18 protein-coding genes and 1 pseudogene are annotated in these 22394 nt (G+C 54.5%); 4 read left to right on the plus strand and 15 right to left on the minus strand.

The genetic code is table 11. The features are described 5' to 3' along the window. Position 1 precedes the first annotated feature (1 nt). Positions 2–736: a LytTR family DNA-binding domain-containing protein gene (locus SD425_RS28335; protein ID WP_324680448.1), complete on the minus strand. Its 735-nt coding sequence runs from the start codon at positions 734–736 to the stop codon at positions 2–4. Between the two features lie 3 nt (positions 737–739). Next, positions 740–1783, minus strand: a complete 1044-nt coding sequence (locus SD425_RS28340; protein ID WP_324680450.1) for a sensor histidine kinase — start codon at positions 1781–1783, stop codon at positions 740–742. Positions 1784–2508: 725 nt separating this feature from the next. Between SD425_RS28340 and SD425_RS28345 the strand changes: the two genes are divergently transcribed. Next, positions 2509–3651 (plus strand): hypothetical protein, encoded by a 1143-nt coding sequence (locus SD425_RS28345; protein WP_324680452.1) that lies wholly within the window; start codon positions 2509–2511, stop codon positions 3649–3651. Between the two features lie 629 nt (positions 3652–4280). Here SD425_RS28345 and SD425_RS28350 read toward each other — a convergent pair. The 3 genes from SD425_RS28350 to SD425_RS28360 are packed head-to-tail and all read right to left on the minus strand — an operon-like array spanning position 4281 to position 5878. Next, complete coding sequence (locus SD425_RS28350; RefSeq protein ID WP_324680454.1) at positions 4281–4634, minus strand: transposase; 354 nt, start codon at positions 4632–4634, stop codon at positions 4281–4283. 9 nt (positions 4635–4643) lie between these two features. Then, entirely contained in the window at positions 4644–5255 is a 612-nt protein-coding gene (locus SD425_RS28355) for a hypothetical protein (RefSeq protein WP_324680456.1), read from the minus strand. After that, positions 5222–5878 (minus strand): transposase, encoded by a 657-nt coding sequence (locus tag SD425_RS28360; protein ID WP_324680458.1) that lies wholly within the window; start codon positions 5876–5878, stop codon positions 5222–5224. Before SD425_RS28360 ends, SD425_RS28355 begins: the two co-directional genes overlap by 34 nt. Before the next feature lie 187 nt (positions 5879–6065). On the opposite strand from SD425_RS28360, the gene SD425_RS28365 reads away from it, so the two are divergent. Continuing rightward, positions 6066–7643, plus strand: a complete 1578-nt coding sequence (locus tag SD425_RS28365) for an IS1182 family transposase (RefSeq protein ID WP_324680460.1) — start codon at positions 6066–6068, stop codon at positions 7641–7643. On the opposite strand, the gene SD425_RS28370 is transcribed toward SD425_RS28365, so the two are convergent. The 7 genes and pseudogenes from SD425_RS28370 to SD425_RS28400 all read right to left on the minus strand — a co-directional run bounded on the left by SD425_RS28370 (position 7636) and on the right by SD425_RS28400 (position 16387). After that, a complete protein-coding gene (locus tag SD425_RS28370) occupies positions 7636–8730 on the minus strand; it encodes a transposase (protein WP_324680462.1) in 1095 nt (364 codons plus the stop codon). The two genes, SD425_RS28365 and SD425_RS28370, sit on opposite strands and share 8 nt — an antisense overlap. Positions 8731–8790: 60 nt before the next feature. Next, a complete protein-coding gene (locus tag SD425_RS28375; protein WP_324680464.1) occupies positions 8791–9093 on the minus strand; it encodes a transposase in 303 nt (100 codons plus the stop codon). A 55-nt stretch (positions 9094–9148) separates the two neighbouring features. Further along, positions 9149–9565, minus strand: coding sequence for a hypothetical protein (locus SD425_RS28380; RefSeq protein ID WP_324680466.1), 417 nt, complete (start codon positions 9563–9565; stop codon positions 9149–9151). Positions 9566–10080: 515 nt separating this feature from the next. Beyond that, positions 10081–10953 (minus strand): annotated as a pseudogene (locus tag SD425_RS28385) (plasmid pRiA4b ORF-3 family protein). 432 nt (positions 10954–11385) lie between these two features. Beyond that, positions 11386–14625 carry a hypothetical protein gene (locus tag SD425_RS28390; RefSeq protein ID WP_324680467.1) on the minus strand — a complete coding sequence of 1080 codons (3240 nt, stop codon included), beginning with the start codon at positions 14623–14625 and terminating at the stop codon, positions 11386–11388. A 584-nt stretch (positions 14626–15209) separates the two neighbouring features. Then, a complete protein-coding gene (locus SD425_RS28395) occupies positions 15210–16088 on the minus strand; it encodes an IS3 family transposase (protein ID WP_324680469.1) in 879 nt (292 codons plus the stop codon). After that, the gene (locus SD425_RS28400; protein ID WP_324680471.1) at positions 16085–16387 is read right to left on the minus strand and encodes a transposase; all 303 of its coding nucleotides are present in this window, start codon (positions 16385–16387) and stop codon (positions 16085–16087) included. The genes SD425_RS28395 and SD425_RS28400 overlap by 4 nt, the downstream gene beginning before the upstream one ends. 317 nt (positions 16388–16704) lie before the next feature. Between SD425_RS28400 and SD425_RS28405 the strand changes: the two genes are divergently transcribed. Continuing rightward, positions 16705–16896: a hypothetical protein gene (locus SD425_RS28405; protein ID WP_324680473.1), complete on the plus strand. Its 192-nt coding sequence runs from the start codon at positions 16705–16707 to the stop codon at positions 16894–16896. Between the two features lie 176 nt (positions 16897–17072). On the opposite strand, the gene SD425_RS28410 is transcribed toward SD425_RS28405, so the two are convergent. Continuing rightward, entirely contained in the window at positions 17073–17402 is a 330-nt protein-coding gene (locus tag SD425_RS28410) for a hypothetical protein (protein ID WP_324680475.1), read from the minus strand. A gap of 356 nt (positions 17403–17758) precedes the next feature. Between SD425_RS28410 and SD425_RS28415 the strand changes: the two genes are divergently transcribed. Further along, positions 17759–21184, plus strand: coding sequence for an FG-GAP-like repeat-containing protein (locus tag SD425_RS28415; protein WP_324680477.1), 3426 nt, complete (start codon positions 17759–17761; stop codon positions 21182–21184). A 347-nt stretch (positions 21185–21531) separates the two neighbouring features. On the opposite strand, the gene SD425_RS28420 is transcribed toward SD425_RS28415, so the two are convergent. Both SD425_RS28420 and SD425_RS28425 read right to left on the minus strand, forming a co-directional pair. Next, complete coding sequence (locus SD425_RS28420) at positions 21532–21879, minus strand: helix-turn-helix transcriptional regulator (RefSeq protein ID WP_324680479.1); 348 nt, start codon at positions 21877–21879, stop codon at positions 21532–21534. A gap of 32 nt (positions 21880–21911) precedes the next feature. Continuing rightward, positions 21912–22235 carry a type II toxin-antitoxin system RelE/ParE family toxin gene (locus tag SD425_RS28425; protein ID WP_324680481.1) on the minus strand — a complete coding sequence of 108 codons (324 nt, stop codon included), beginning with the start codon at positions 22233–22235 and terminating at the stop codon, positions 21912–21914. Between the last annotated feature and the right edge of the window lie 159 nt (positions 22236–22394).

A 22394-nucleotide genomic window follows, 5' to 3' on the forward strand; every position in this document is an offset into this window, starting at 1 on the left:
ACTACTTCTTACTGCTCATGACCTTCTTTTGCAATGCTTCAAAGAAGGCGTTACGGTACGTTTCGCCTAGTGGAACATAAGCTTTAATATCCTTGAACAAAATCTGATTACCATCAAGCGCTCTAATTTTGTTTAAAGAAACGATATACGACTTATGCACCCGCATAAAACTTTTCGCTGGTAATCGTTCTTCCAGGTCCTTGATGTTCAGTAGCGTAACAATGCTTTCTTCTGCCGTATTGATAGACAGATAGTTTTTCATGCCTTCGATGTAGATTATGTCTTGAAAATCTACTTTGACCATTTTGCCTTTATTTTCCGTCTTCACGAAAATATAGTCGTCAGCTTCCTCTGCTGGCGCTTGCCAGCGGGCTGAGGGGGTCGCGAAAACATTCAATGCTTTTTGGGCAGCTTTCAGGAAGCGCTCAAAGGCAATAGGCTTAAGCAGGTAATCTAGTACTTCTAACTCAAATCCTTCAACGGCAAATTCGCTGTAAGCAGTGGTAAGCACTACTCGGCTCTTTCCCTTTATCAGACGCATAAAGTCTAACCCCGAGAGCTGCGGCATGTGAATGTCTAGAAAGACCAAATCAATCGGTTGGCTTTGGACAATGCCGAGCGCTTCCAAGGGATTAGTGGTGCTGGCAGCCAACGTCAAAAATGGCGTCTTGGCAATGAACATCTTCAGTAGGTCGATGGCGCTTTGCTCATCATCCACTATCAAGCACGAGATCATGCGTTACAGCTCAATAACTAGTTTATAACTAAAGAATTCTGGCTCATCTTGCACCGCCAGCGTGTAACGATTGGCGTAAGCAAGTTCTAGCCGTTTCTGCGTATTAACCAGGCCAATGCCTGTTGTCTTTTCCTTGGGTCCCGTCCGTTTTTTATTATGCGTAAAAAAGGACAATCGGTTTTCTACCATCTGGAGTCGAATAACCAATGGGTTCTGCGGATCGGATAAGTCACCGTGTTTAAAGCAGTTCTCCACGAAGGTAATCAGGACCAGCGGGATAATCATCATAAACTGTACACTACCAAGTACTTCATAATGAACTTGTAACTTGTTGTTGAAGCGCAGTTGATTGATAGCAATGTAATTCTCCAGATGCTTAAGCTCACTTTCTAGCATCACCTTTCCTTCGTGCTCTTCGTCCTTGAGCGCGTAACGCATGATATTCGATAGAAGCAGAATCCCTTTGGCAGTTTCTTCCGAATGCGGATAGGCTTGTGCGTACAGGAAATTCAGGGTATTAAAAAGAAAGTGTGGATTGATTTGACTTCGCAAAAATGTTATTTCTGATTGCATCAGATTGTGCTCAGCTACCCGCAATTTTTGCTCTTGGAGACGCTTTTGCCTCTCCAACTGTATCGCATGCACAGCGAACCAATAACCAAAACTTAATGAAGTAAAATATATTCCACGATATAATGCTTGTGACCAAAATAACTTACTTGAAGCAAAGCTGTGTAAGGATTCATCGGTCAAAACAGGTAGTACAAAGATGTTAAGAAAATATTTAGTAATACAGAAAATAAATAATAACAGTATTAAAGAAATTGCATACCATAGATGCTTGCCTTTAGCATACAGCAAAGGAAGAAATAAGAGAGCATTTGTATAAAATAGCAAGCCATACAGAGAAAAGTTTATTATTACTTCCTTATAGTTTATTTGTTGCTGACCAGCAATAATCAAAATTGAATGTTCGTATACAATATACAACACCCAGATCAGTAAGTGTTGCCAGATAACGTTGACTTGGTTTCGATTGTAAGGCATACAATGGTTGTGTTACGGACGTGCTGAGATGACCGTGAGGATAGCAACGAAGATAGCTAACCTAAGCATGCAGGAGCCAACTTCAGCAGACAGAGGCGAACCAGGCTGTACTATTAACGACATCAAGCCTTGGTATTTTTGAGGCCCTTTCATTATAAATATTTATCATTAGTGCCTGTTAATCAATATACTGCATGTGTAATGCAACTGTGGGAGCTTCAATGGTGCCTTTGCGCTATTAGGTACTATTTTATAAGTACGCGGTCGATTGCTTGCCAAGACGCACAAACCAGTACTTTATGCCGGGGCCCATTTTAGCTGGTTTGATACCGCAATTCGCCCTGTTGGTGTAAAGTGTATGGTAGGCTTCAAGTGCCTTCATACCTTCATTTCATCAAACACAACACAACTCTATAACGCTACTTATTTCACTAAAACACATGATGAACACAACTACTACCACAGCTAAATTGAAGTTTCAGAAAACGACAGTCGTAAAATTTGGCCAGCGTCAATCAAGCGCAAGTAGAGAATCTACTATTTTAGAAACTATTATAGATACAAGTATTCTCACAATCACATGGCGGTAAATATAATTTATTGATATGATAACCGTAAAATAAATATTATATACTCATAAAATATTAAGTTTTATGTAACATATCTAATTCTTAATAATGAAAAGCTCTAATCTGTTATCTGTTTATCCCGAAAGTCAGAGTATCATGAAATCTTGGCAAGATATTCATGCCATCATTTTTAATAAATTACCTATTGTTACTTCTTTATCAGAGAGTATCAATTTAAGTATTTATTATTATACTGTTTATAAAGCTTTTGAGCGTGAGCAAGATCTTGCTCACGCTCAAAAGCTTTTTGTACAAGGCTTAGATGATATTGGGCCTTCTTCGCGACCAATATGGGATGCAGAATCCATTCAAAGTTTGACAGGTATTGCACAACTTACTTACTGGTTTGCTAAGAATAAACAGCCTTTTAATAAGGCGGAAGAACTACTAACAGCCGCTGATAGCCAACTGTTGACTCAGGCGCAACAATTGCTTATTGATCACCAGGCAACGCAGAAGCAGTTCTTTTTTCGTATTATTCGTTACTACCAATTGCGTCTACCAGCCAGCAGTGTTGCTGCTGTGTTGAACCTACTGTTTGAACAAGCGCAACTTGCCAACGACGACCACAAGTGGACATTGCTGCTGCCTGCTCGAAGCAAACCCAAAGAAGGTTTGACCATACTAGGTCTAGGTAGTGGGTTGGCAGGCGAAGCCCTGCAACTGATCAGACTCTATAAGGCCGGCATCCAGCAGCCAATCCTGCTGAAAGCTATTAAAACTCGTATCTTAGCTATCTTGGCTACCAGACGCGAAGTAGACTTCTCAGAGGGCATTTATAGTATGTTCCCTGATGCTATTACTTCTGATACTGATGAAGTATTAGATAGTCAAGAGATGACTTGGCGCGATGGCGATTTGGGTCAATCGCTGCTTCTATACGAGGCATGCATGCTACTAAAGGATGAGGAACTAGCTTGGTTGGCCGAACTAGTAGGCTTGAACACTCTGTTACGTATAGACGAACGTACGACAAGCGTGCATACGTCTGCGTTTTACACAGGTGCAGCAGGTATTGCTCATCTATATTATCAGCTGTATGGAATAAGCGGTAATCCTGCTTACGAGGTAGGCCATCGTTACTGGGTGGGGAAAACTCAACAATTCCTCCCGCAAGATATCACTGATGGCCTGTACGGGCGGCAAAGCGGCTTACGTTATGATCTAATCAACGTAGCCTCAACCTTACTATCGGCTGTGGCAGCACAGCCAATCGAATGGGAGCAACGGCTGTGGTAATTAGCGGCGCCCTTAGCGAAAGTCCGGTACAAAATTCGCGTTTGAACAGCTATTAGAACCAAGTTGCTTGTTGGAATGCTATCTATTACCACTAAATGAGATTACCCTATGTTCGCCTAACCACCGTATTGAGGGTTGGTTAGAAGGAAAAAGGAGATAAACGGTAAATTAATAAAAGTCTAAAGCATCTGAAAACCCTCACTCTTAGAACCAACGGGAACTGTTAGAGCTGCTCAAGCAAGCTTCTTCTCCCGCTCTTATAAGTAGTAGGACAACAGACGCGCAGTGTCGGTCACCTGTACCTAGCCATTATGATCGACGAGGATGGGCGCATTCCAAGCCAAGGCAGAGGAGATATCCTGTGTGCGGCGATAAGCCGCTGACTGATAGAAAAAGACCTACCCAAATGGATGCGCTTCGGTTTCCTTTAACAGTAAAATGAAAGGCTCCTCCGCATCTGTTATCCTTTGTAGCCACCTAGTTGCGATCTGCATGGCTTCTTCTTTCATGATCGTACGGCTGCCTGAGGGGGCCAAGGTAACGCATTGACAGCTGCCACTCGCTCACTAGCTTATGGCCACTATGCGAAGATCCGCTGGCCTTGACACGGTGTCACCGATCTTAAGCAGCTACCAAGTAGTAGCCAACAGATAACGTGCTGAGAAGGAGCGTGGCTGTTGCAGAACTCGCCGCGCGAACAAGCTAACTAGGTTTTTGCGGCCTTTCGTGCGGTTACGCCGGGTGCGTCGCCCACAGCGCAGTAAAAGCGGTGGTGCAGGTGGTGGCAGGGGTAATACGATGGCCATTCTTAGTTGCTGCTCGGGTGAGTAGCGCAGGAGCTTCTTGAGGTTGTACGCGATAGCGGCGAGCAGCATGGACTTATGGGCACCCGCTCGTCCCCGCACATTGATTCGGCGCAAGCCATAGTGGTGGAGCAAGTTGCCGAAGACCGGCTCCACCGTCCGCTGACGCACCCGGCGCATGCGCTGGCCTTAGCGGCTGCGCTGCCGGTGCCACGCGCGGCGATAGGCGGCGTCGAAGGCGGAGCGATTCAGTTGCTTGTGATCCGCATAGGGTACGCACCTTGCTTTGTAAGGGCAGTGCTGGCAATCTTGGTAGAAAGCGCGGTAGTGCTTGACCCAGCCGCCATCGGCTTTGGTGCTGTACTTACGAAAGGGCAGCGGCTTATCCGCTTGACACCGGTACTCATCCGCGGTGGCGTGATAGTTAAAATCTTCGACTTCGGGTTTGTAGGCCCCGAAGACCGGTATCCAAGGCGTGATTCCTTGGTTTTCTAACAAGGCATAATTGAAGCCGTTGGAATAGCCCGTATCGGCCACCAAGTCACGCAGCTGTAGGTCATTGGCTTGCAGGCGTTGCTGCAACCGTTGCACGAGACCGGGCAAGTGTAGGCTGTCGCGCGAGTCAGCTAGGTCCGCTTGCACGTGGCTGATGATGCCCTTGGCCGTGTCCACCGCCAAGCTGCAGAGGTAGTTCAGCGCGCGCACTTTGCCGGGTTTGATGGAGATGCGCGCTTCCGGGTCGGTAGCGCTGTAATGCGTTTTGTTGCTCAGCAAACGAGCGTGGGGACGGGTAGCACCCAAGGAACCAGGCGCTTGTTGTTGTTTGGCTTGGCGCGTGGCCTCGTAGCGCAGCTAGTGGGCAGGTGCCGAGCGAATCGAGGCGTGGCGGGTGGTTTCGGCGGGCTCCCCACGACGGTCAAAGTCGGCTGCACCGCGTGCACCGGCTGCTTTTCGCATACGCTATCGAGGGAGGCGTTGGCTTTCACCGGAGCGGAGTCCAGCGTCTGCGTGTCGCCCGCCACCAAGCCTTGTTGCACGCACAGGCGAAAGACGCGGTCGAAGAGTTGTTCGAACAAGGCCGCCGGGTACAGTTGACGGGTACGGCTCACGGTGGAGTGCCAGGGCAGGGGCTCGTCCAACTCATACCCCAGAAAGTAGAGCAGGTCCAAGCGCAGAGCACAGTGCTCGAGCAGGCGGCGATCACTGGTGAGGTTCTCTAAGTAGCCGATGAGCACCAGCTTGAAGAACACAACGGGGTCGAGCGAGGGCTGTCCGGTGTGGCTGTAGAGAGCGCGTGTGGCCTCGTAGAGGAAGTCTAAGTCAAGTAACTCGTCGAGTCGGCGGTAGAAGTTATGGGTGGGTACCCGCTCGGAGAGCCGAAAGTGCGTGACCACTTGATCGGTGAACTGCTTCTTGCCTTGCATCCTCTCTCTACGAGAGCACTCCGCAGCAGGCTACCCCTTCTGCAACAGCCACGAGCGTTTATAGAACGTTATAGCTCACCGGTAATCGCATGCCCTCTTTCCAGCCACGTGCAAGCCCTTTTACAAGCTGCCAAGGACCGTGGCTGTTGCAGAAGTACCTGAGAAGTAGGCCACTCGTATAAGGTGGATGCAAGGCCAGAAACACTTCCGTGATAAAATCATCACGCACTTTCGCCTGTCGGAGCGCGTGCCCAAGCATACTTTCTATCGCCGGCTGAGTGACCTCCTCGACTGGAATTTTCTTTATCAGCAGACCCAAGCCCTCTACAGCCACACCGGGCAACCATCGCTTGACCCGGTCGTTTTTTTCAAGCTGGTGCTCGTAAGTCGGCTGGAGAATATTAGCAGCGATCGGCGACTGGTCGAGCAGTGTGCCTTACGCCTGGATATTCTCTATTTTTTGGGCTACGAGGTGGACGAAGCGTTGCCCTGGCACTCGACGATTAGCCGTACCCGCCAGCTCTACCCAGCGGCTGTCTTTGAGCATCTTTTTGACCACGTGTTTCGGCAATGCGTCGCGGCCGGGTTGGTGGCAGGTGACACCCAGGTCGTGGATTCGGCCCCCGTCAAAGCCGCCGCTTCCCTCGATAGTTTGCGCGAGAAGCCACTTACTGGACCACCGCCAATGGCGGTGGCGGGAAAGTTGGTAACACCTGCACCAGCCCCTGCCACGCACGCCACCCCCGCCCACCAGTTACGCCGCGAGGCGACCCGGCGGGCCAAGCAACAAGCCGCCCCCGGCGGGCTGGGCGCCCGCCACCCCAAAGCGCAGTTGCTGAGCAACAAAACGCATTACAGTCCCACGGACCCGGAGGCGCGCATCTCGGTAAAACCAGGTAAGGCGCGCGCCCTCAACTATGCCTGCAGTGTGGCCGTGGACACGGCCACGGGCATTATCAGTCACATCCAAGCGGACTTGGCGGATAGCCGCGACAGCAGCCGTTTGCCCAGCTTTGTCAAGCCGCTGCACGCCCGCTTAGTGGCCAATGACTTGACCCTGCGCGACCTAGTGGCCGATACGGGCTATTCCAATGGCTTCAATTATGCCTTCTTGGAACAGTGGGGCATCCTGCCCTGGATTCCGGTCTTTGGCGCGTATAAACCAGCGGCGGATGGGTTTCACTACGAAGCCGAGTTAGACGCTTTTCGGTGCCCCGCAGGCAAGTTACTGCCCTTCCGCAACTACGCCACCACCCAAGACGGCAACTGGGTCAAGAACTACCGCGCAGTCTACCAAGACTGTCAGCAGTGCCCGTTGAAAATGAGTTGCACGCCCGCCGCACCCCAGCAAAAGTTTGTGCGCTCGGCCTTTGATGCGGCTTACCGCCGCGCCTGGCACCGTCAGCGTAGCGGCGCGGGCCAGCGAATGCGACGGGTCCGGCAACGCACCGTCGAGCCTGTTTTTGGGAGCCTGCTCCACCATTATGGACTGCGACGGGTCGGTACGAAGGGTCGGGCAGCCGCTCATAAGGCCATGTTGCTCAGTGCCGTGGCTTACAATCTAAAGAAACTGCTTAAACACCAGCCAAAACAGGTCATGAGCCGAGTTCTAGCCCTGCACCCCGACCGAGAAAGGCAACTTAGTGACCTTTCTGGTCGCTGGTCGATAGCCACTTCCTCCTTTCTAAACTACTTGCTTGAGCAAGCAACAAGTAGTCTTGAGTTCTGCAACAGCCACGAGCCTTTACAGTACGCTATCAGCTAAACTTATAACAACGGTGGCTGTTGCAAAAGTATAGTATAAGCCAACGAAAGGACGCGGGCGCTGGTAGAGAGCTCCCGCTATGGCCTGGTTGACAAGTGTGGTAGCGCAGGTACTTCTTCAGATTATAGGCCATGGCAGCGACATACATAACCTTGGCCGCGCCTGCCTGGCCCTTCTTACTGAGATGGCGCAAGCCGTAGTAGGTGATCAAACTACCCAGTACCGGTTCGACCGTTGCCGCACGCAGGCGCCGCATGCGCTGGCCGATTCCCGTCGCTAAACGGGCCAGCATCCGCTCATAGTGGGCTTTGTAGAGGGTATGGTGTAGCCGTTTCTCGCGGGCCTTTTTGCCTTTACACTGGGCTGCCAGCGGGCAGACCTTGCACTCAGCGGCCTTGGCCATGTAGCGTTTCTTCGGATTACCCTGTGCATCGACAATCTGCTTGTCGAAGCGCAGATACTTGCCTTGACGACAGGTATACCGGTCACGGACCGCATCGTAGGTAAAGCCGGCGTGCTCGGCTTTGTACTTACCATGGGCCGGGATATAGCCCGTTAGCCCCCGCTGCTCTAACTGCTCGTAGTTCTCGCCGGAGCTGTAGCCGGCATCGGCCACGACCGTGGTCATGGCCAGCGCGAAGCCATTCAATCGCTGCTGCGTCGCGTCCACAATGGCGAGCAGGTAGCGGCTGTCACGCCAGTCCGCTAGGTCTGCGTGGATATGGGTAATCACGTGCTGGGCCGCGTCGACACTTACGCTGGCCGTGTACGCTAACTGGCGCATTTTGCCCGTTTTGAAGCAAATGCGGGCCTCGGGATCCGCCGGACTGTAGTGGGTCAGGTTGCTGACGAGCCGGCCTCCTTTAGTCGGCTTGGCTTTGCGGATGGCGGCTTGAAAGCGTTGGATGTGCGCTAAGCGGTCCACCGAAGCGGTGATGCGTGGAATGTTAGAGGCAGCATCGGTCGGCGGCTCTGTGGATGCTTTCGCTCGTTTCCGCTGGAGCCGGCTCATAGAGGCATTGGCTTTGATGTAAGCCGAATCGACGGCTTGCGTTTGGCCACTGACCAAGCCCTGCTGAATGCACAAGCCAACTACGTGGGTAAAGCAGGCTTCAAAGACGGCAACTGGCAGGCGTTGCTGCGTGCGCTAGACGGTACTATGCCAGGGCAAGGGCTGCGCCAGGTCATAGCCCAGAAAGGCACGGACGCCCAGATGCAGCTGGGCCAGCTCCAGCAGCTTGCGATCCGAGGTGATATTCTCCAAGTGTCCCACCAGTAGGAGCTTGACAAACACCACAGGATCGAGCGAGGGCCGGCCGCCAGCACTGTAAAAGGGCGCGAACAGGGGCCGTACAAAGCTAAAATCAACCGCCTGTAACAATTGTTGGTAAAAATGGTGAGCGGGGACCAATTTGACCAGCGACGTCTGGATCGGGTGAAAGCCAAGCATGAGCCCCTAACACCTAACTTCCACTAGGAGTTAACTTTTGCAACAGCCACTCCGATTATGATAAGTAGAGTGGTTGCCAGGCGCTCAGCGTTTGGATATCACGCTCGTATTCTGTTGTGGTTCCCCGATCTAGAAAGGTTTTCTCGTAGATGAGCGTTGTGCCTTCTACTCGCACTGGCCGAATAAAGCCCCTAGTGGCGTGGGATACAACGCACTGCCTTTGTTCGACCAAGTCGAACGCTAGTAAAGAAGTAATCGGGCCTTTTCCCCGATCCAGCGTGTGCCATTCCTCGCAAAAGAAATAGCGTTCTGCCAAGGCCCACAGGCCCTCTGCCCCGAAATAGCGCCCCGTTAATACCGGCCGCTGCTGCCAGTAGAGTTGGTAGTAAGGGGGACCAAAGGGGATTTCTCCTAGCTCATGCAAGCCAAGACGTTCGAGGGGAACCGGTGGGAAAGAGAGTAGTGGAGCCAAGGAACAGCAGCAGCAGCACAGACTAGTTTACTCTGCTGAACGCTACGCAAAGTAGAGAAAAGCTAGATTCGGGCCATCCTGTCCGCTTGTCCAGATCTTGGAAATATTTTCTTAACATAAAAGTGTTTATAATCTTAATCTTGGAAAAGTATTATTTTATGCTTGACTGGCTGCTGCGATCGGCGTGGTACTTTGTTGGGAGGATGAGCGCTGGCCTGGGCCTTTGCGAAAATCAGTCAATAAGGACTATGAGAAAAATAGTGAAGACGGCTAACGTTGAATCCAGGCGGCCGTAGGCTCCACCTGCCGAATTCCTTGGCCGGTTTCCGTGGCGGGGAAGAATGTACCACGAGCGTATTGCGCTTCAGCATTCCGGTGTTGGGTAGTCGATCTAGGTGGATTAGGCTGTCCGTTCGCGTGTGGCGGCCAGTGACCACATCTGCTGGAATAAACCCCATGTTCTCGTACGCAAAGCTACCATCGGTGTGGAACGTCAGCAGCGTGCCATTCACGCCCTACTCGTAGGAAGCAAACAAGAGCACGGGACTACTAGCAGGCTCAGGTGCTAGGTAGCGGAAGAGGGCATAGCTAAACAATGCTAGCGCTACGACGCCAACCAGCAAGAAGAATTTGCGCACAACAGAGCAATTTGGTTTGAGACTGATCGTAAGTTGTGCAAGAAACCACTTGGTTTTGCTGATACAGATTTCATGGCTGCTCATCCGCGAAAAGTAGTCGTAGCCGCCCTGCGAAAGCAGAAAATCGGCGTTACCCTTAAGTTGATACAGTTTGGCCAGTTTCCGGTTGACCTGGACTTTGTTGAAGTGCTCCGGCTGAAAGGTCCAGAACCAGGTGGGTACATCGTCTTCGCGAATGCCCTCGCCGGCGATTAGCCGGTCCAAGGCTTCATAACTCCAGGAGAACTGGTCGAGCGTGCGCTGGTCATAGCCGCGGGGGCCGCCCACTTCTTCCGGGGGACAGGCCCGGCGGCCACTCACACAAACCGGAGTGATCGGCACGGCCGTCGGCGGCAGTACTTTCTCGACCCGCACCTGGTGCTGCCAGTAGTCGCCAAAATCGTACGTGTAGGTGAACTAATCATTGACTCGCCAATCGAAATCGCCGAGGTGGACCCGTCGGGCATCATCGGCATACCACGTGCCGCCGGCGTAGCTGATACCGTACTTGCCCCAGAGATGGAAACTGTGTAGATGCCAGTTCTCCCAACCCATCACCATTTGAAAGACGTGGTGCAACTCGGCCAGGGTGGTATCGTCCCGCACCAACACGCGCCGCTTGATTTGCGGGCTGATGCCTAGCAGATGAATCTTGAGTTGATAGCCCACCGCCAAGCGGTCAGGAGTTGAAGCAGCAGGTAGTTGAGTCATGGCCTTCACCGACAAATACGGCTTCCCAAGTTAGCCGGAGAGCCTGTTGCCCTCTACTGCCCCACACTTTTTGATGCTCTCCTAATTAGTATAACCTACTTCGAGATAGTATGATTGAGGGCTATACCATAGAATGTGAAAGCATTTTTTTGTACTGATAACCCGTTTTTAGCAGTGCAATAACAAAAATAGCAACGCATGGCTTAGGCTTCTATTGATCCAATAGGCTTCACCCAGTGCATTCCTTTGTGTATTCTGGGCAGGGTGAATCACAGCCTCCGCCAGCCCACCCGCGCCAGCTTCGGTCCTAGGTAACTCAGCATCACCCCACCCAGCAACAATTTCCACCAATTGCTCGATGAAGTGGGTGCCGTTACTATACTCTCCTCACCTGCGCTTGGCACGCTGCTGGCACTGCGCCGTTGTACTAGGTCAATTCACCAAGAGACGGCGCATTACTACACCCACACGGACGAGGTAAATGCCGGGAGCTAAGCTGTGCAGGTCCAGGTCGACCTCTTCATCTGGCTTGACTGGGCCATGTGTGCGGACTGTCCTGCCGGCTAAATCCGACACGGTAATCGCACCAACTCCACCACGGATCCAAACGGTGTGTTGGGCCGGGTTGGGCCACAGTTGTACGGCCTGGCCCGCCGCCATTGACGTGCTGGCTGCTAAAGGAAAGGTCGCTACAACTTGCACCGACATAGTACGTGTGTGGCCGGCGTAGGTGACTCGCATAGAATCCAACCCAGGGCGTATGCCCACAACCCATCCGTTGCGACGTGTGCGGGCATTGCCGCCAGGAAAGCTAAACGTGACGCCCGGCACCCCAAGTACGTTGCGGGTAACCCCGTCCGAAAAGGTCCCCATGACGCGCACCAGTGCGCTATCGCCCACGCCCGTGTAGATGAGGTGCGGCTCCACGCGCAGGCCTGTGAGCAGGGCCCTAGTGGTTAGTTGGGTACTCAGCGTATCGGTCAACAGGTAGGTGGAGTCCGCAAACGCGACGGCGATAATTTTCAGCCGGCCAAGCCCTTGCTTCGGCACGCGGACGTAAGCCGTGCCGCCGGCTCCGGATATTAGCCGCGTGGTCACCTCTGCCGTGCCACTTCCGCACAGCAGCAGCACTCGCTTCACCTCGGAGCTGGCCGCTACCGTTACTTGAATGCTGTCCAGGTCAGTGGCAACCGCACCGCGGGTTGGCGAGGTGATTCGAAGTATGGCGGCAGGATTCGTGGTGGGCGTCGCGGTAAGAGGTTGGCGCGGGTATACACTGGTAATAGCTGCCGGGACGAGGTTGCCTGTTGTGAACGGATATGCCGTTTGCGTGCTGGGGCTTTTCGCTCGCAGCAATGTTTCGATTTTGCTTTGCACAGCCGGCGAACCACCTGAGCCGTGCCATTGATCAGGAAACTCATTCAATTCGTTGCTGTACGGCGCCCCGAGCCCACCACGTTGGCTGCTCACGCTCACAATCAAATCGTTATAGTTTTGATATACGGAGTTAAACAAATACTCGTTAAGGTCCTGCGTCAGCACTGGGAGTTTCGACGCCATCCAGCCCACAAGTAACCCTCCCCAACTGAACTGGCCCTTGAGCAGTTTCTCAACTGAGAGATAGGGGCTTAAGGTGACATACGTCGTGATCGTGTGCAACCCTACGCCCTTGGTGTCGGGAGCCGCGTTGAGGCGGGCCATGGCAGGGCTGTTGTAACTCAGGTCAGCCACAGCGCCGTTGATCGGGTCCTTGCCCAGCAGCGCTAATGCCCCAATTAACCCTACACGCTCTGACGTGGGCAGGCTGTTGATAAAATTGGGGATTGGGCTGCCGCTGTGCGGGGTGTTAAGGGTGATCAACCGGTTTATGTCCCGTCGGTAGGTCGGACTCTGAATGTACTGCCGGCTAAGCAGGCCGCCCATGCTGTGGCCGACTAGGTCGACCTTCGAAGCGGAGATGTTGCGGTACGAGTAGTCCTGGAGGCTGGCCCCGACATGATACTGAAACAGGGGCGCGTTGGCGGCAAAGCTGCGGTCAGCGCCATAATCAGCGTACCGGATTTGCTCCGTGTGCTCATACAAGCCGTCGGCAACAAGCTTGTCGCGTAGTCCTGGAAACGCCTCCTCACCGCTCGACCACAGCCCATGCACGAGCAGTAAGGGTGGGCGCACGACTTCCAATTTATAAGCCGCTAACACAAGGGGTGTGGTTGGCACTTTTACGTCCATCACCAGCAAGGTTAGCGTCTGGCGCGCGCCCACTGTATCTACAAACGCCGGGTGGTGATATATTGCTTCGGCACTCGTTGTCGTGGTAGTGACGGGGTCAAAATATCCCGCTGCATCCGCCATCGGGCCGCTTTTGTCGTTGTTGTAGTTCTCTAGGATACGCAACGCCAGTTGTTGATTGTTGCTGCGAAATACGTTTATCAACGTGCCAGCGGTATTATCCGCGCAGACCCGAACCACTCCGGTGGTCGCGTAGTGCAACCCGATGCGTGGGGAGGCAGTACCAGCTTGTGGGAGGTGATAGGCCTCGTTGATGAGGGAGGAGCCCTCCAAGGGGAGCCAAGTGCCGCCCCACTGTACAATGTTGTTGACGCTTACTCCATCGGCCGTGGTGGAATTGCCCGACGCATACAAAGTTCCACTACTTGACACGGCTACAACACCCCCACCCTTCTTCAAGTCGGTGCCTACAGACGTCCAACTGGAGCCATTCCACTGATAAATCTTGCCGATATCGACCCCTGCTGTGGTTATGAACGAGCCCGCATAGAGTGTTCCCGAGAGCGACAACGCCAGCCGTCCTACGAACGTACTGAGGCCGGTACCCATACGGGTCCAGTAAGTACCATTCCATTGAGCCACACGATAGGCTTTCACCGGACGATTCGCACTATCGGCAGCGCTGAACCATCCTCCAGCGTAAAGTACCCCGGAGCTGGATACGGCCAAACCATACACCGTCCCATTTACACCGTAGTATGGCCCTTCACCAAGAGGGCTCCACGCGGTGCCGTTCCACTGCGCGATATGGTTAGCGGTTTGCCCGCCGGCGGTGGTCAATGTTCCTCCCGCATACAGGATTCCTGCACTTGATAGCGTCAAGGTATTCACGCTATTATTTGTTCCTGCGCCAAGAGCGCTCCACACGGTGCCGTTCCATTGGGCGATGTTGCTGGCGAGTTGCCCGCCGGCCCTGGTAAAAGAGCCCCCTACATACAAAACGCCCGCGCTCGATATAGCTAAATCGTAGACCGCCGTAGTGTTATTCAGTCCGTTGGTTACGCCCGTGCCCAGGGGAGCCCACGCGGTGCCGTTCCACTGGGCAATGTTGCTAGCGGGCTGCCCGCCGGCGCTGGTAAAGGAACCACCTGCGTACAGGATTCCGGCTTTAGATATGGCCAGGGCGGACACAATGCCTTGCCCACCGGTGAGGCCAGTACCCAAGGGTAACCACCGGGTGCCGTCCCATTGAGCGATGTTGTTTGCCCTTACTCCGCCGGCAGTCGTGAATTGCCCAGCGGCATAGAGGATACCTGTGCTCGAAATGACAATTGCCCCAATAGGGCCGTTGGTTCCATTGGCTGCGGGTGGGCCATTTACACGACGAACATCAGCCCCGCCTGTACCTGCCCCCTCAACACCCTCAGCCGTAAGATGGAACACAGGTCGTCCGTCCGCGGCAGTTGCAAGGGTATACCCTATCGCGTCGTACGAACCGCTTGCGCCATTACGAACAGTTCCGTCGGGATTCAAGATCGCGTTTAGCGAGACAGCTGCCAGGGGCTCGGACAGTTCGCCCCTGGCATGTGACGGTGCGTGGAAGAAAAGAAGCATAACAACGTACAAAAACGCTGCAAACGGCGTGTCTGTGCTGGAAGCTGCCGGTTTCCACATAACTATAGACATCAGGAAAATGAATGTGTTATTTGAAGTGTTCGTATCATGCTATGGCCATAACACAAGCCCACATATTGTGTAGCTGCAGAGCGCAACCGTAACAGCGATCGCATCCTCCAGGTAGCTGTTAGTGGGACCGTTATAGAAACAAAACATGAAATAATTTAATAAATATTTGCAATAAAGCAACAAGCTATTTATTTGTAAGCAGTTGCTGGTCGATGCGTTTTGTGAAATCCTATGCATCTAAAGATTTGGGTATGGAGAAGCGCCCTGAGGGGCTTTTTGTGTGGCTTGCTTATCCTAGCTAGCTACTATGAATATCCACCGATCTCATTGAGGTGGTCTAACTAAGCTGGACAGAGTTGGGACGTTGTTTGAAGCTGGGTTTCGAAGTGGTTGGGGGCGCGGTAGCCGAGCGAAGAATGCCGCCGTTCGGCGTTGTAGCAGGCGATGTGGTGGCTGATTTCGAGCTTGGCTTCGACCAGTCCGGGAAAGCTGCCGCCGTCGAGCAGCTCGGCTTTGAAGCGGCTCCAAAACGATTCGGCGTGTGCGTTATCGTAGCAGTTGCCGCGCCGGCTCATGCTCTGCAACGCGCCGTGTTTGGCGACCAGGTCTTTGAAGCGGCTGGCCGTGTACTGGCTGCCTTGGTCGGAGTGGATGACGAGCCCGGCCGGGGGCCGGCGCACCACGAGGGCCCGGCGCAGGGCCTCGCTGACCAAATCCTCGGGCATGGTGTCGCGCACGTCCCAGCCCACAATTTTGCGCGAGCAGCGGTCGAGCCACACGGCCAAGTAGAGCCAACCGCCGCCCTGGCGCGGCAGGTAGGTGATGTCGCCCACCCACACCCGGTTAGGGGCGGTGGGGGCCGGCTGGCCAAGCAAGCGGTTGGGCGCGGCCCGAACAGACGGGTCGGAATTGGTGGTGCGCGGCACAAACGAGCGGGGCTGCTGCGCGCGTAAGCCGTGGGCCTTGAGCACGCGGCGGATGCGCCAGCGGCCTACGGCGTGGCCGGCGGCCTGCACTTCAGCCCGTAGCCGGCGCGTGCCATAACGCTGGCTATGATAGGCAAAGGCTTCGCGCACGGCCACTTGCCAGGCGGGCTCCACCGGCAGGCACGGCCGGCGGCGCCAGGCGTAATACGCGGCCGGGGCCACGCGCAGCACCTGGCAGAGCTGACGCACGGGCACGTGGCCAGCCCGTTGGGAAATGTGCTGGTAGGTACTCACCTTGTCGGCTGGCCGAAGATGACCAAGGCTTTTTTTAAAATATCCAACTCCTGCTCGGCCCGCTTCAGGCGGGCGCGTAGGGCGCGGACCTCCGGGTCACGGGCCACTTCTTCGCTGCCCACTTCGGCCACGAGCTGCGCCTGCTGCCAGCGGTAGAGCAGCTTGGGGCTAATGCCCAACTGCCGGGCCGCCGCCTGGGTGCTGCGGCTCTCGCCAGCCAGGCGTAGCGCCTCGGCCTTGAAGGCCTCGTCGTATTTACGTCGTTTGTCGGGCGACGCCCCGTTGGTTTTGGTTGCCATGACAGAAGAAATATACGGCCTTCTTCTGTCCGTCATGCCTAGACCACCTCATCCAGGGAAGGTCCAGAAAGCCAAACTTATTGATCTAGTACAGATTGGAGGTAGTTAAGCCCGATTATCTCGTAGATGAGGTTCGACAAGACGGTTCAGAAAAGAATAGGCACTTTGCTTTTTGAACCTGACTTGTTGAACCAGCTAGATAATTAGCTTCAATACAAAGTCATATTATCAACTTTGATTAATACTATTAATAACTCGTAAAGTCCTTAGAGTAACTTTATCCTCCTGTTGCTATAAGAAGGCCAAGCTTTCCGGCGATGCAGACTGTTCTTTCTATCAAATCCGAAGAATTACCGGCAATCGACCGGCCCAGTAAGCAGCCACTTCCGGCGCCGATTACGTTGTTCACGGGCAAGGTAGCACCCGCGCGCTGCGGCTTTCTCGAGATCCTGCAACCCAGTCCGCAGTACGTGTTCGGGGAGGCTTTGCAGGAGGGAAGTTTTTCGTAGGTCTTCTCCCTGGAGGGGAGCGTGACCGGGATAGGTGTCGTGCGCTTGCTCGCCGGGCAGCGCGCGCACACCTATGCCTCCCGGCCGCAAGAACAGGTTGGTCTCCAGTTAGCTTAATTCCCCCTTCACCAAACGACAACACAGGGCGTTGGTGTTGTCAAACGAGGCGGCCTGAATCAACAAAACAGGTAAAACTTGTCAACTCCTTTTAGGACACGACACCCAAGTGATTGGAACAAGGCGAGTTTGTGCGCGAGCTGGTTAGCTTTATCGCCCGTGACCCAGCCGCCCCCGTGCACGTAGAGCACCACCGGCCGCGGGCCGCCCGGCGTGGTAAAGCGATACACGTCCAAGCTGAGCAGGTTCTGGGCCGTGCCAGAAAGAGATTTGTAGGCAATGGTTCGCTTCTGATAGGCCCCGGGCTCTTGCGCGGGAGCAGGCATTGTTTGCTGGCAGGCACTGCTGACCAGGAGCAGCAACAAAAAGGCGAAGCGAACCAGGAGCATAGCGGAGCAGAAAGGGCAGACGCCGTCGGGCGTAGAAAGTTTAACGAGCACGTCTGACGACCAGGCAATTATCCGACCAGTGTCTACTAGCTAGGGAGGAGACAAAGCCGTAGGGGAGCGGAGGTTGAAAACAAGAAAGCTACTTCCTGTCTGGAGGTGGCTTTCTTGTTGATGGGCATGTGGCGAAAGTCTCCGAGCTAGCGGATATGCTCAGCCTCACACTGTTTTAGTAGCTATCTAAGATTGTATAATAAAGTCAAGATAACATTCTATTACAGAAACTTATACGCAGTTTTATGGTACAGCATCGTAGCTGCATCTACTCCAAGGCTATTCCTCATCTCCTTCTCTCTGCTATGCCGCGTACTTCTACGTTTACCACCTGCCAAACAGCACCCCCAAGAACATTTTTTACCCTGCTTGGCTGGCTGTTGCTCGCCGGCACGGCAAGCGCCCAAGCCCCAGTCGTTACGGCGGTGTCACCGCCGCGCAATACCATCGCTGCGCCGCGCACTACGCCCGTCGCGGTCACGTTTAATCAGCCGCTCAGTAACACTACCGCTACCCAGCAAGCGCTAAAGGTATTTGGCGAACAGTCCGGTCTAGAAACGGGTACTGCCGCCGCCAGTGGCAACACACTCACCTTCGCGCCTAGTAAGGGCTTTAAGTCCGGGGAAACGGTCGTTGCGACCGTTACGCGAGCGGCGCAAAGCACAACGGGTACCGCCGTCACACCCTACGTATTCCAGTTCACGGCCGGCACGGCTCCTACGGCGGGTACCTTTGGCGGCGGCTCCGACTTGTCGGTAGGCAACAACCCGGTCGCTATTGCTACCGGCGACGTGGACGGCGATGGCGACCTGGACCTAGCCGTGGCTAGCGGCTACAGCATCGTGAATGTGCGCCTGAACAACGGTAGCGGCACCTACAGCGGTGGGCAGGAGGTAAGCGTGGGGCTCATTCCACGCGACCTGACCTTAGGGGACATTGACAACGATGGCGACCTGGACTTGCTGGTCGATGACGACCAGAACAGTAAAATAAGCGTGCGCCTGAATAATGGCAGCGGCACCTTCAGTGGCACGCAGGAAGTAGCCGTGGGCAATGGTCCGCAGAGCCAAACCGTAGGCGACATTGATGGGGATGGCGACCTGGACCTGGTGACAGCCAATCTCAGGGGTACGGCCAGCGTACGGCTGAACAACGGCAGTGGCAGCTTCAGCGGCGACCAGGAAGTGATTGTCGGCGGCACGCTGCTGCGCGTAGCGCTGCACGACGTAGATAGCGACGGTGACCTCGATCTGTTAGCAGTCAATACGGGCGGCGTAGCCGTATGCTTGAACAACGGCGTGGGCACCTTCACCACCACCAGCAACACGCCCGCGAATGGTTTCGGTTACTCGTTGGCCGTGGGTGACATCGACGGGGACGGCGACCTGGATTTGCTTATTGGTAACTTCTACAACTATGGCAGCGCTAACAACACCGTGAGCGTGCGCCTAAACAATGGCACCGGCGTTTTCAACGGCAGTCAGGAAGTAATTATCGGGCCCTACACCACAGGAGCCAATGTTGCCCAGGTGAAGTTAGGTGACGTAGACGGGGACGGGGATCTGGACCTAGTAGCCGCGAACACCACCAACGACGCTGGTCGCGTGAGCATCCGCCTGAACGACGGCAACGGCACCTTCAGCGGCGTGCAGGAAGTGGCCGTGCTGCTCCCCTCGGGCCTGGCCGTGGGCGACGTGGACGGCGACGGCGACCTGGACCTGCTGACCTCCAGCAACGCCCGCAGCGGCGCCAGCATACGCCTGAACCAAGGAGCAGCGGCGCCTACGATTACGGGTATCTCGCCGGCCATCAGCCCTGTGGGCAGTACGGTGGTTATCACGGGTACTAACTTTTTGAATACCACTAGCATCACCTTCAATGGCGTGGCGGCTACTAGTTTTGTGCTGAATTCAGCTACCCAACTCACGGTTACCGTTCCTAGTGGTGCTACTTCCGGTGCGGTGGTCGTCACAACCAACGTAGGCGTCAGCAACGGCATCCCCTTTACGGTTGGGCCCTTGCTGACCATCACCTCGTTCAGCCCGGCGCGTAATGCCACGAACGCTCCCCGCAACACGCCCGTGGCGCTTACCTTCAACCGGGAGCTAAGCACCGGCGCCGCTACGCAAGGGGCGGTGAAGGTCTTCGGAACGCAAGCGGGCGGCCCAAAAGCCGGCACGGCAAGTGTCAGCGGCAACACCCTGACCTTCACGCCTACTGTTAGCTTTAAGCCCGGCGAAACGGTCTTCTCGACCGTGACCACGGCCGTGACCAGCAGCAGCCAGCAGCCGTTTCTGGCGCCCTACGTGTTCCAGTTTACCGCGGCCACGGCTCCCGCGGCCGGCATTTTCACGGGTCCGCTTGAGGCCAGCGTCGGTACCAATCCGCAGAGTGTGGCCCTGGGCGACGTGGATGGCGACGGCGACGTGGATGTTCTCACGGCCAACAACCTGAATAATGCTCCCACTAACAGCACGGTGAGCATACGCCTGAACAACGGCAACGGTGCTTACACAGGCACCCAAGAAGTAGGTGTTGGCACTGGCCCTTACAGCATAAAGCTCGGCGATATCGACGGCGACGGCGACTTGGACTTTGTGACGGCCAATGCCAACTCCGGCGAGCGAAACACCATTAGCGTACGCCTGAACAACGGCAGCGGCACCTTTTCCGGCACGCAGACCCTGAGCGTGGGCAACCTGCCCCACGATGTTGCCTTGGGCGACGTCGATGGTGACGGGGACCTGGATTTGTTGGTAGCCAACTACGTTACGTTTGGCCCGAACTACGCCACTAATAGCACGGTGAGCGTGCGCCTAAACAATGGCAGCGGCACCTTTGCCACAACTGGTCAGGATGTGATCGTGGGTCCGCGCCCCCTGCACCTAGTCGTGGGCGACATCGACAACGACGGTGATTTGGACTTTATCACGGCCAACTCCAGTGGTACCACTGCCAGCGTGCGTCTGAACGACGGCCAGGGCACTTTCGGCGGTACGCAAGAGGTTGCCGTTGGCTTCAACCCACACGATGTGGTGCTTGGCGACGTGGACAGCGATGGCGACTTGGATCTGCTCACGGCCAACTACTATGACTACACTAATCCGGCCAATAACTTTACTAACAGCACGGTGAGCGTGCGCTTGAATAATGGTCGTGGCCTGTTCAGCGGCACGCAGCAAGTTTCGGTGGGGCAAGGTGCCATTACGCTAGCCCTCGGCGATGCCGATGGGGACGGCGACTTAGACCTGTTTGCGACCAACAACCTCACCAACAGCCTTGGGGTGCGCCTGAACAATGGCGCGGGCGTCTTCAGTGGCGCACAACAGGTCGCCGTCGGGATGAATCCAACGGGCATTACCTTGGGTGACGTGGATGGTAACGGGACGCTGGATGTACTAGTAGCCAACTACAACAGCAACAGCGTGAGCGTCCGCCTGAATCCGCCTTCCTCGGCGAAGGTGCTGGCCGCCAGTCCCGCGTTGCGCGCCGAGCAGCTTGGCCTGTACCCGAATCCGGCGCACACGTTCGTGCGCCTGCAGCTGCCCGGCGGCTTTACCGGCCAAGTCGTGCGTGTGCTGAATACCCGCGGCCAAGTCGTGTTGCAGCAGCAACTTAGTGCCGCCACAACCACCCCCGAATTAGCGATGCCTAGCCTAGCGTCAGGTCTGTATATGGTGCAGGTGCAAACGAGCCAGGGCACTTTAGCTTCTCGCTTAGTGGTGGAGTAACAACAGCGCCCACATACCTCAATCAAAAAGCCACTTCTGGTCTGGAAGTGGCTTTTTGGCTGATGGGTATGTGGGGTATGTATCGAAAGCGTTACTGGCTAGTCGTCGGTAAGAGGCTATGCAGTTAAAATAAGAGAGCCCGGCCATATGGCTGGGCTTTTTCTTTTGTAGTGCGCGTGGCGCTCGTTTCTTCTTAGGGGCTTCCTTTACGTCTTTGCGGAGCTGGATGACACTCTGCGGCCGAGCCATGAGTGCATCATACTCCTCTCGACTCTTGAAGTATCCCGTTTCAAATAAGTAGGGATCCACGTAGTTGTCTTCTGTTGGTGCTCTAAAGCTCATACCTGTTATACCTGGGGTACCAACTGGATCTTAACCACCGTCTGCATCGCTCCGAATACCTTGCGCAAGGTGTCCAGCGTCACGTTGGAGGCGTTGCGCTCCAGCTTGGAAATTTGCGCCTTTTGCACGCCCACCCGCTCCCCAAGTTCGGCTTGGGTGAGGTTGTGCTGGCGACGGTAGGCTTTGATGGTGGCCGGAATCATCGCCAGTTCGAGAGCCGCGTCATACTCGGCCCGGTCCGGGGTACCGGGCGCGCCGAAAAGTTCGTCCTCCAGCTCGTTGAAGGCGACGGTGTGTACGCCAGATCCGGTAGGAGGTGTTTGGCTCTTGTTCTTCTTAGGAAGGGTGGCCATAAGTATTAAAATAGTAGTAGTGGAAGAGCCTGTTACGAGCTCTCTTCGAAGTATTGGGTGCGGATACGTTCCGCTTTCTTGAGGTCAGCGGGTGGGGTCTTCTGGGTTTTCTTGTCTAAGCCGTGGGTACACACAATCAAGGTGTTGGTCTTGTTACGTTTGTCCCAGAAGGCGAAAAGCCGATAGGTATGATTGGGAGCGTCTACCGGGAATTCGTAGAGATCGGTGCCGGTCAGTTTCTTGAACCAGTCACCGGTCTGTCCTTCTTGGGTTCGACGGATGGAGACCCCGAACTTAATACGGATTTCCTTGTCCAGTTCGTGGAGAAAACTGCGGACGCTGATGGAAGAGGCCATTGGGGGCAGAATATGGATAGTAGATCATGTTGGCGGCCATGGCTCTTGGGTTAGCAGACTTTAAAAGCGTTAAGCATTGTAAATATACAGAATGTTTCCTTATAAGGATACTTTTTGAAGCAGCAAAAAGATTGCCCACGTCTAGTATAGAAGTAGACA

Source organism: Hymenobacter sp. GOD-10R, assembly GCF_035609205.1.
Taxonomy (GTDB): Bacteria; Bacteroidota; Bacteroidia; order Cytophagales; family Hymenobacteraceae; genus Hymenobacter.

Excerpts from the sequence above, each read along its gene's own strand:
- SD425_RS28425 (WP_324680481.1), bottom strand. The coding sequence starts at position 22,235 with ATGGCCTCTTCCATCAGCGTCCGCAGTTTTCTCCACGAACTGGACAAG.
- SD425_RS28375 (WP_324680464.1), bottom strand. The coding sequence starts at position 9,093 with ATGCTTGGCTTTCACCCGATCCAGACGTCGCTGGTCAAATTGGTCCCC.
- SD425_RS28360 (WP_324680458.1), bottom strand. The coding sequence starts at position 5,878 with ATGCAAGGCAAGAAGCAGTTCACCGATCAAGTGGTCACGCACTTTCGG.
- SD425_RS28405 (WP_324680473.1), top strand. The coding sequence starts at position 16,705 with ATGCAGACTGTTCTTTCTATCAAATCCGAAGAATTACCGGCAATCGAC.
- SD425_RS28400 (WP_324680471.1), bottom strand. The coding sequence starts at position 16,387 with ATGGCAACCAAAACCAACGGGGCGTCGCCCGACAAACGACGTAAATAC.
- SD425_RS28420 (WP_324680479.1), bottom strand. The coding sequence starts at position 21,879 with ATGGCCACCCTTCCTAAGAAGAACAAGAGCCAAACACCTCCTACCGGA.
- SD425_RS28335 (WP_324680448.1), bottom strand. The coding sequence starts at position 736 with ATGATCTCGTGCTTGATAGTGGATGATGAGCAAAGCGCCATCGACCTA.
- SD425_RS28415 (WP_324680477.1), top strand. The coding sequence starts at position 17,759 with ATGCCGCGTACTTCTACGTTTACCACCTGCCAAACAGCACCCCCAAGA.
- SD425_RS28365 (WP_324680460.1), top strand. The coding sequence starts at position 6,066 with ATGCAAGGCCAGAAACACTTCCGTGATAAAATCATCACGCACTTTCGC.
- SD425_RS28345 (WP_324680452.1), top strand. The coding sequence starts at position 2,509 with ATGAAATCTTGGCAAGATATTCATGCCATCATTTTTAATAAATTACCT.
- SD425_RS28340 (WP_324680450.1), bottom strand. The coding sequence starts at position 1,783 with ATGCCTTACAATCGAAACCAAGTCAACGTTATCTGGCAACACTTACTG.
- SD425_RS28350 (WP_324680454.1), bottom strand. The coding sequence starts at position 4,634 with ATGCGCCGGGTGCGTCAGCGGACGGTGGAGCCGGTCTTCGGCAACTTG.
- SD425_RS28410 (WP_324680475.1), bottom strand. The coding sequence starts at position 17,402 with ATGCTCCTGGTTCGCTTCGCCTTTTTGTTGCTGCTCCTGGTCAGCAGT.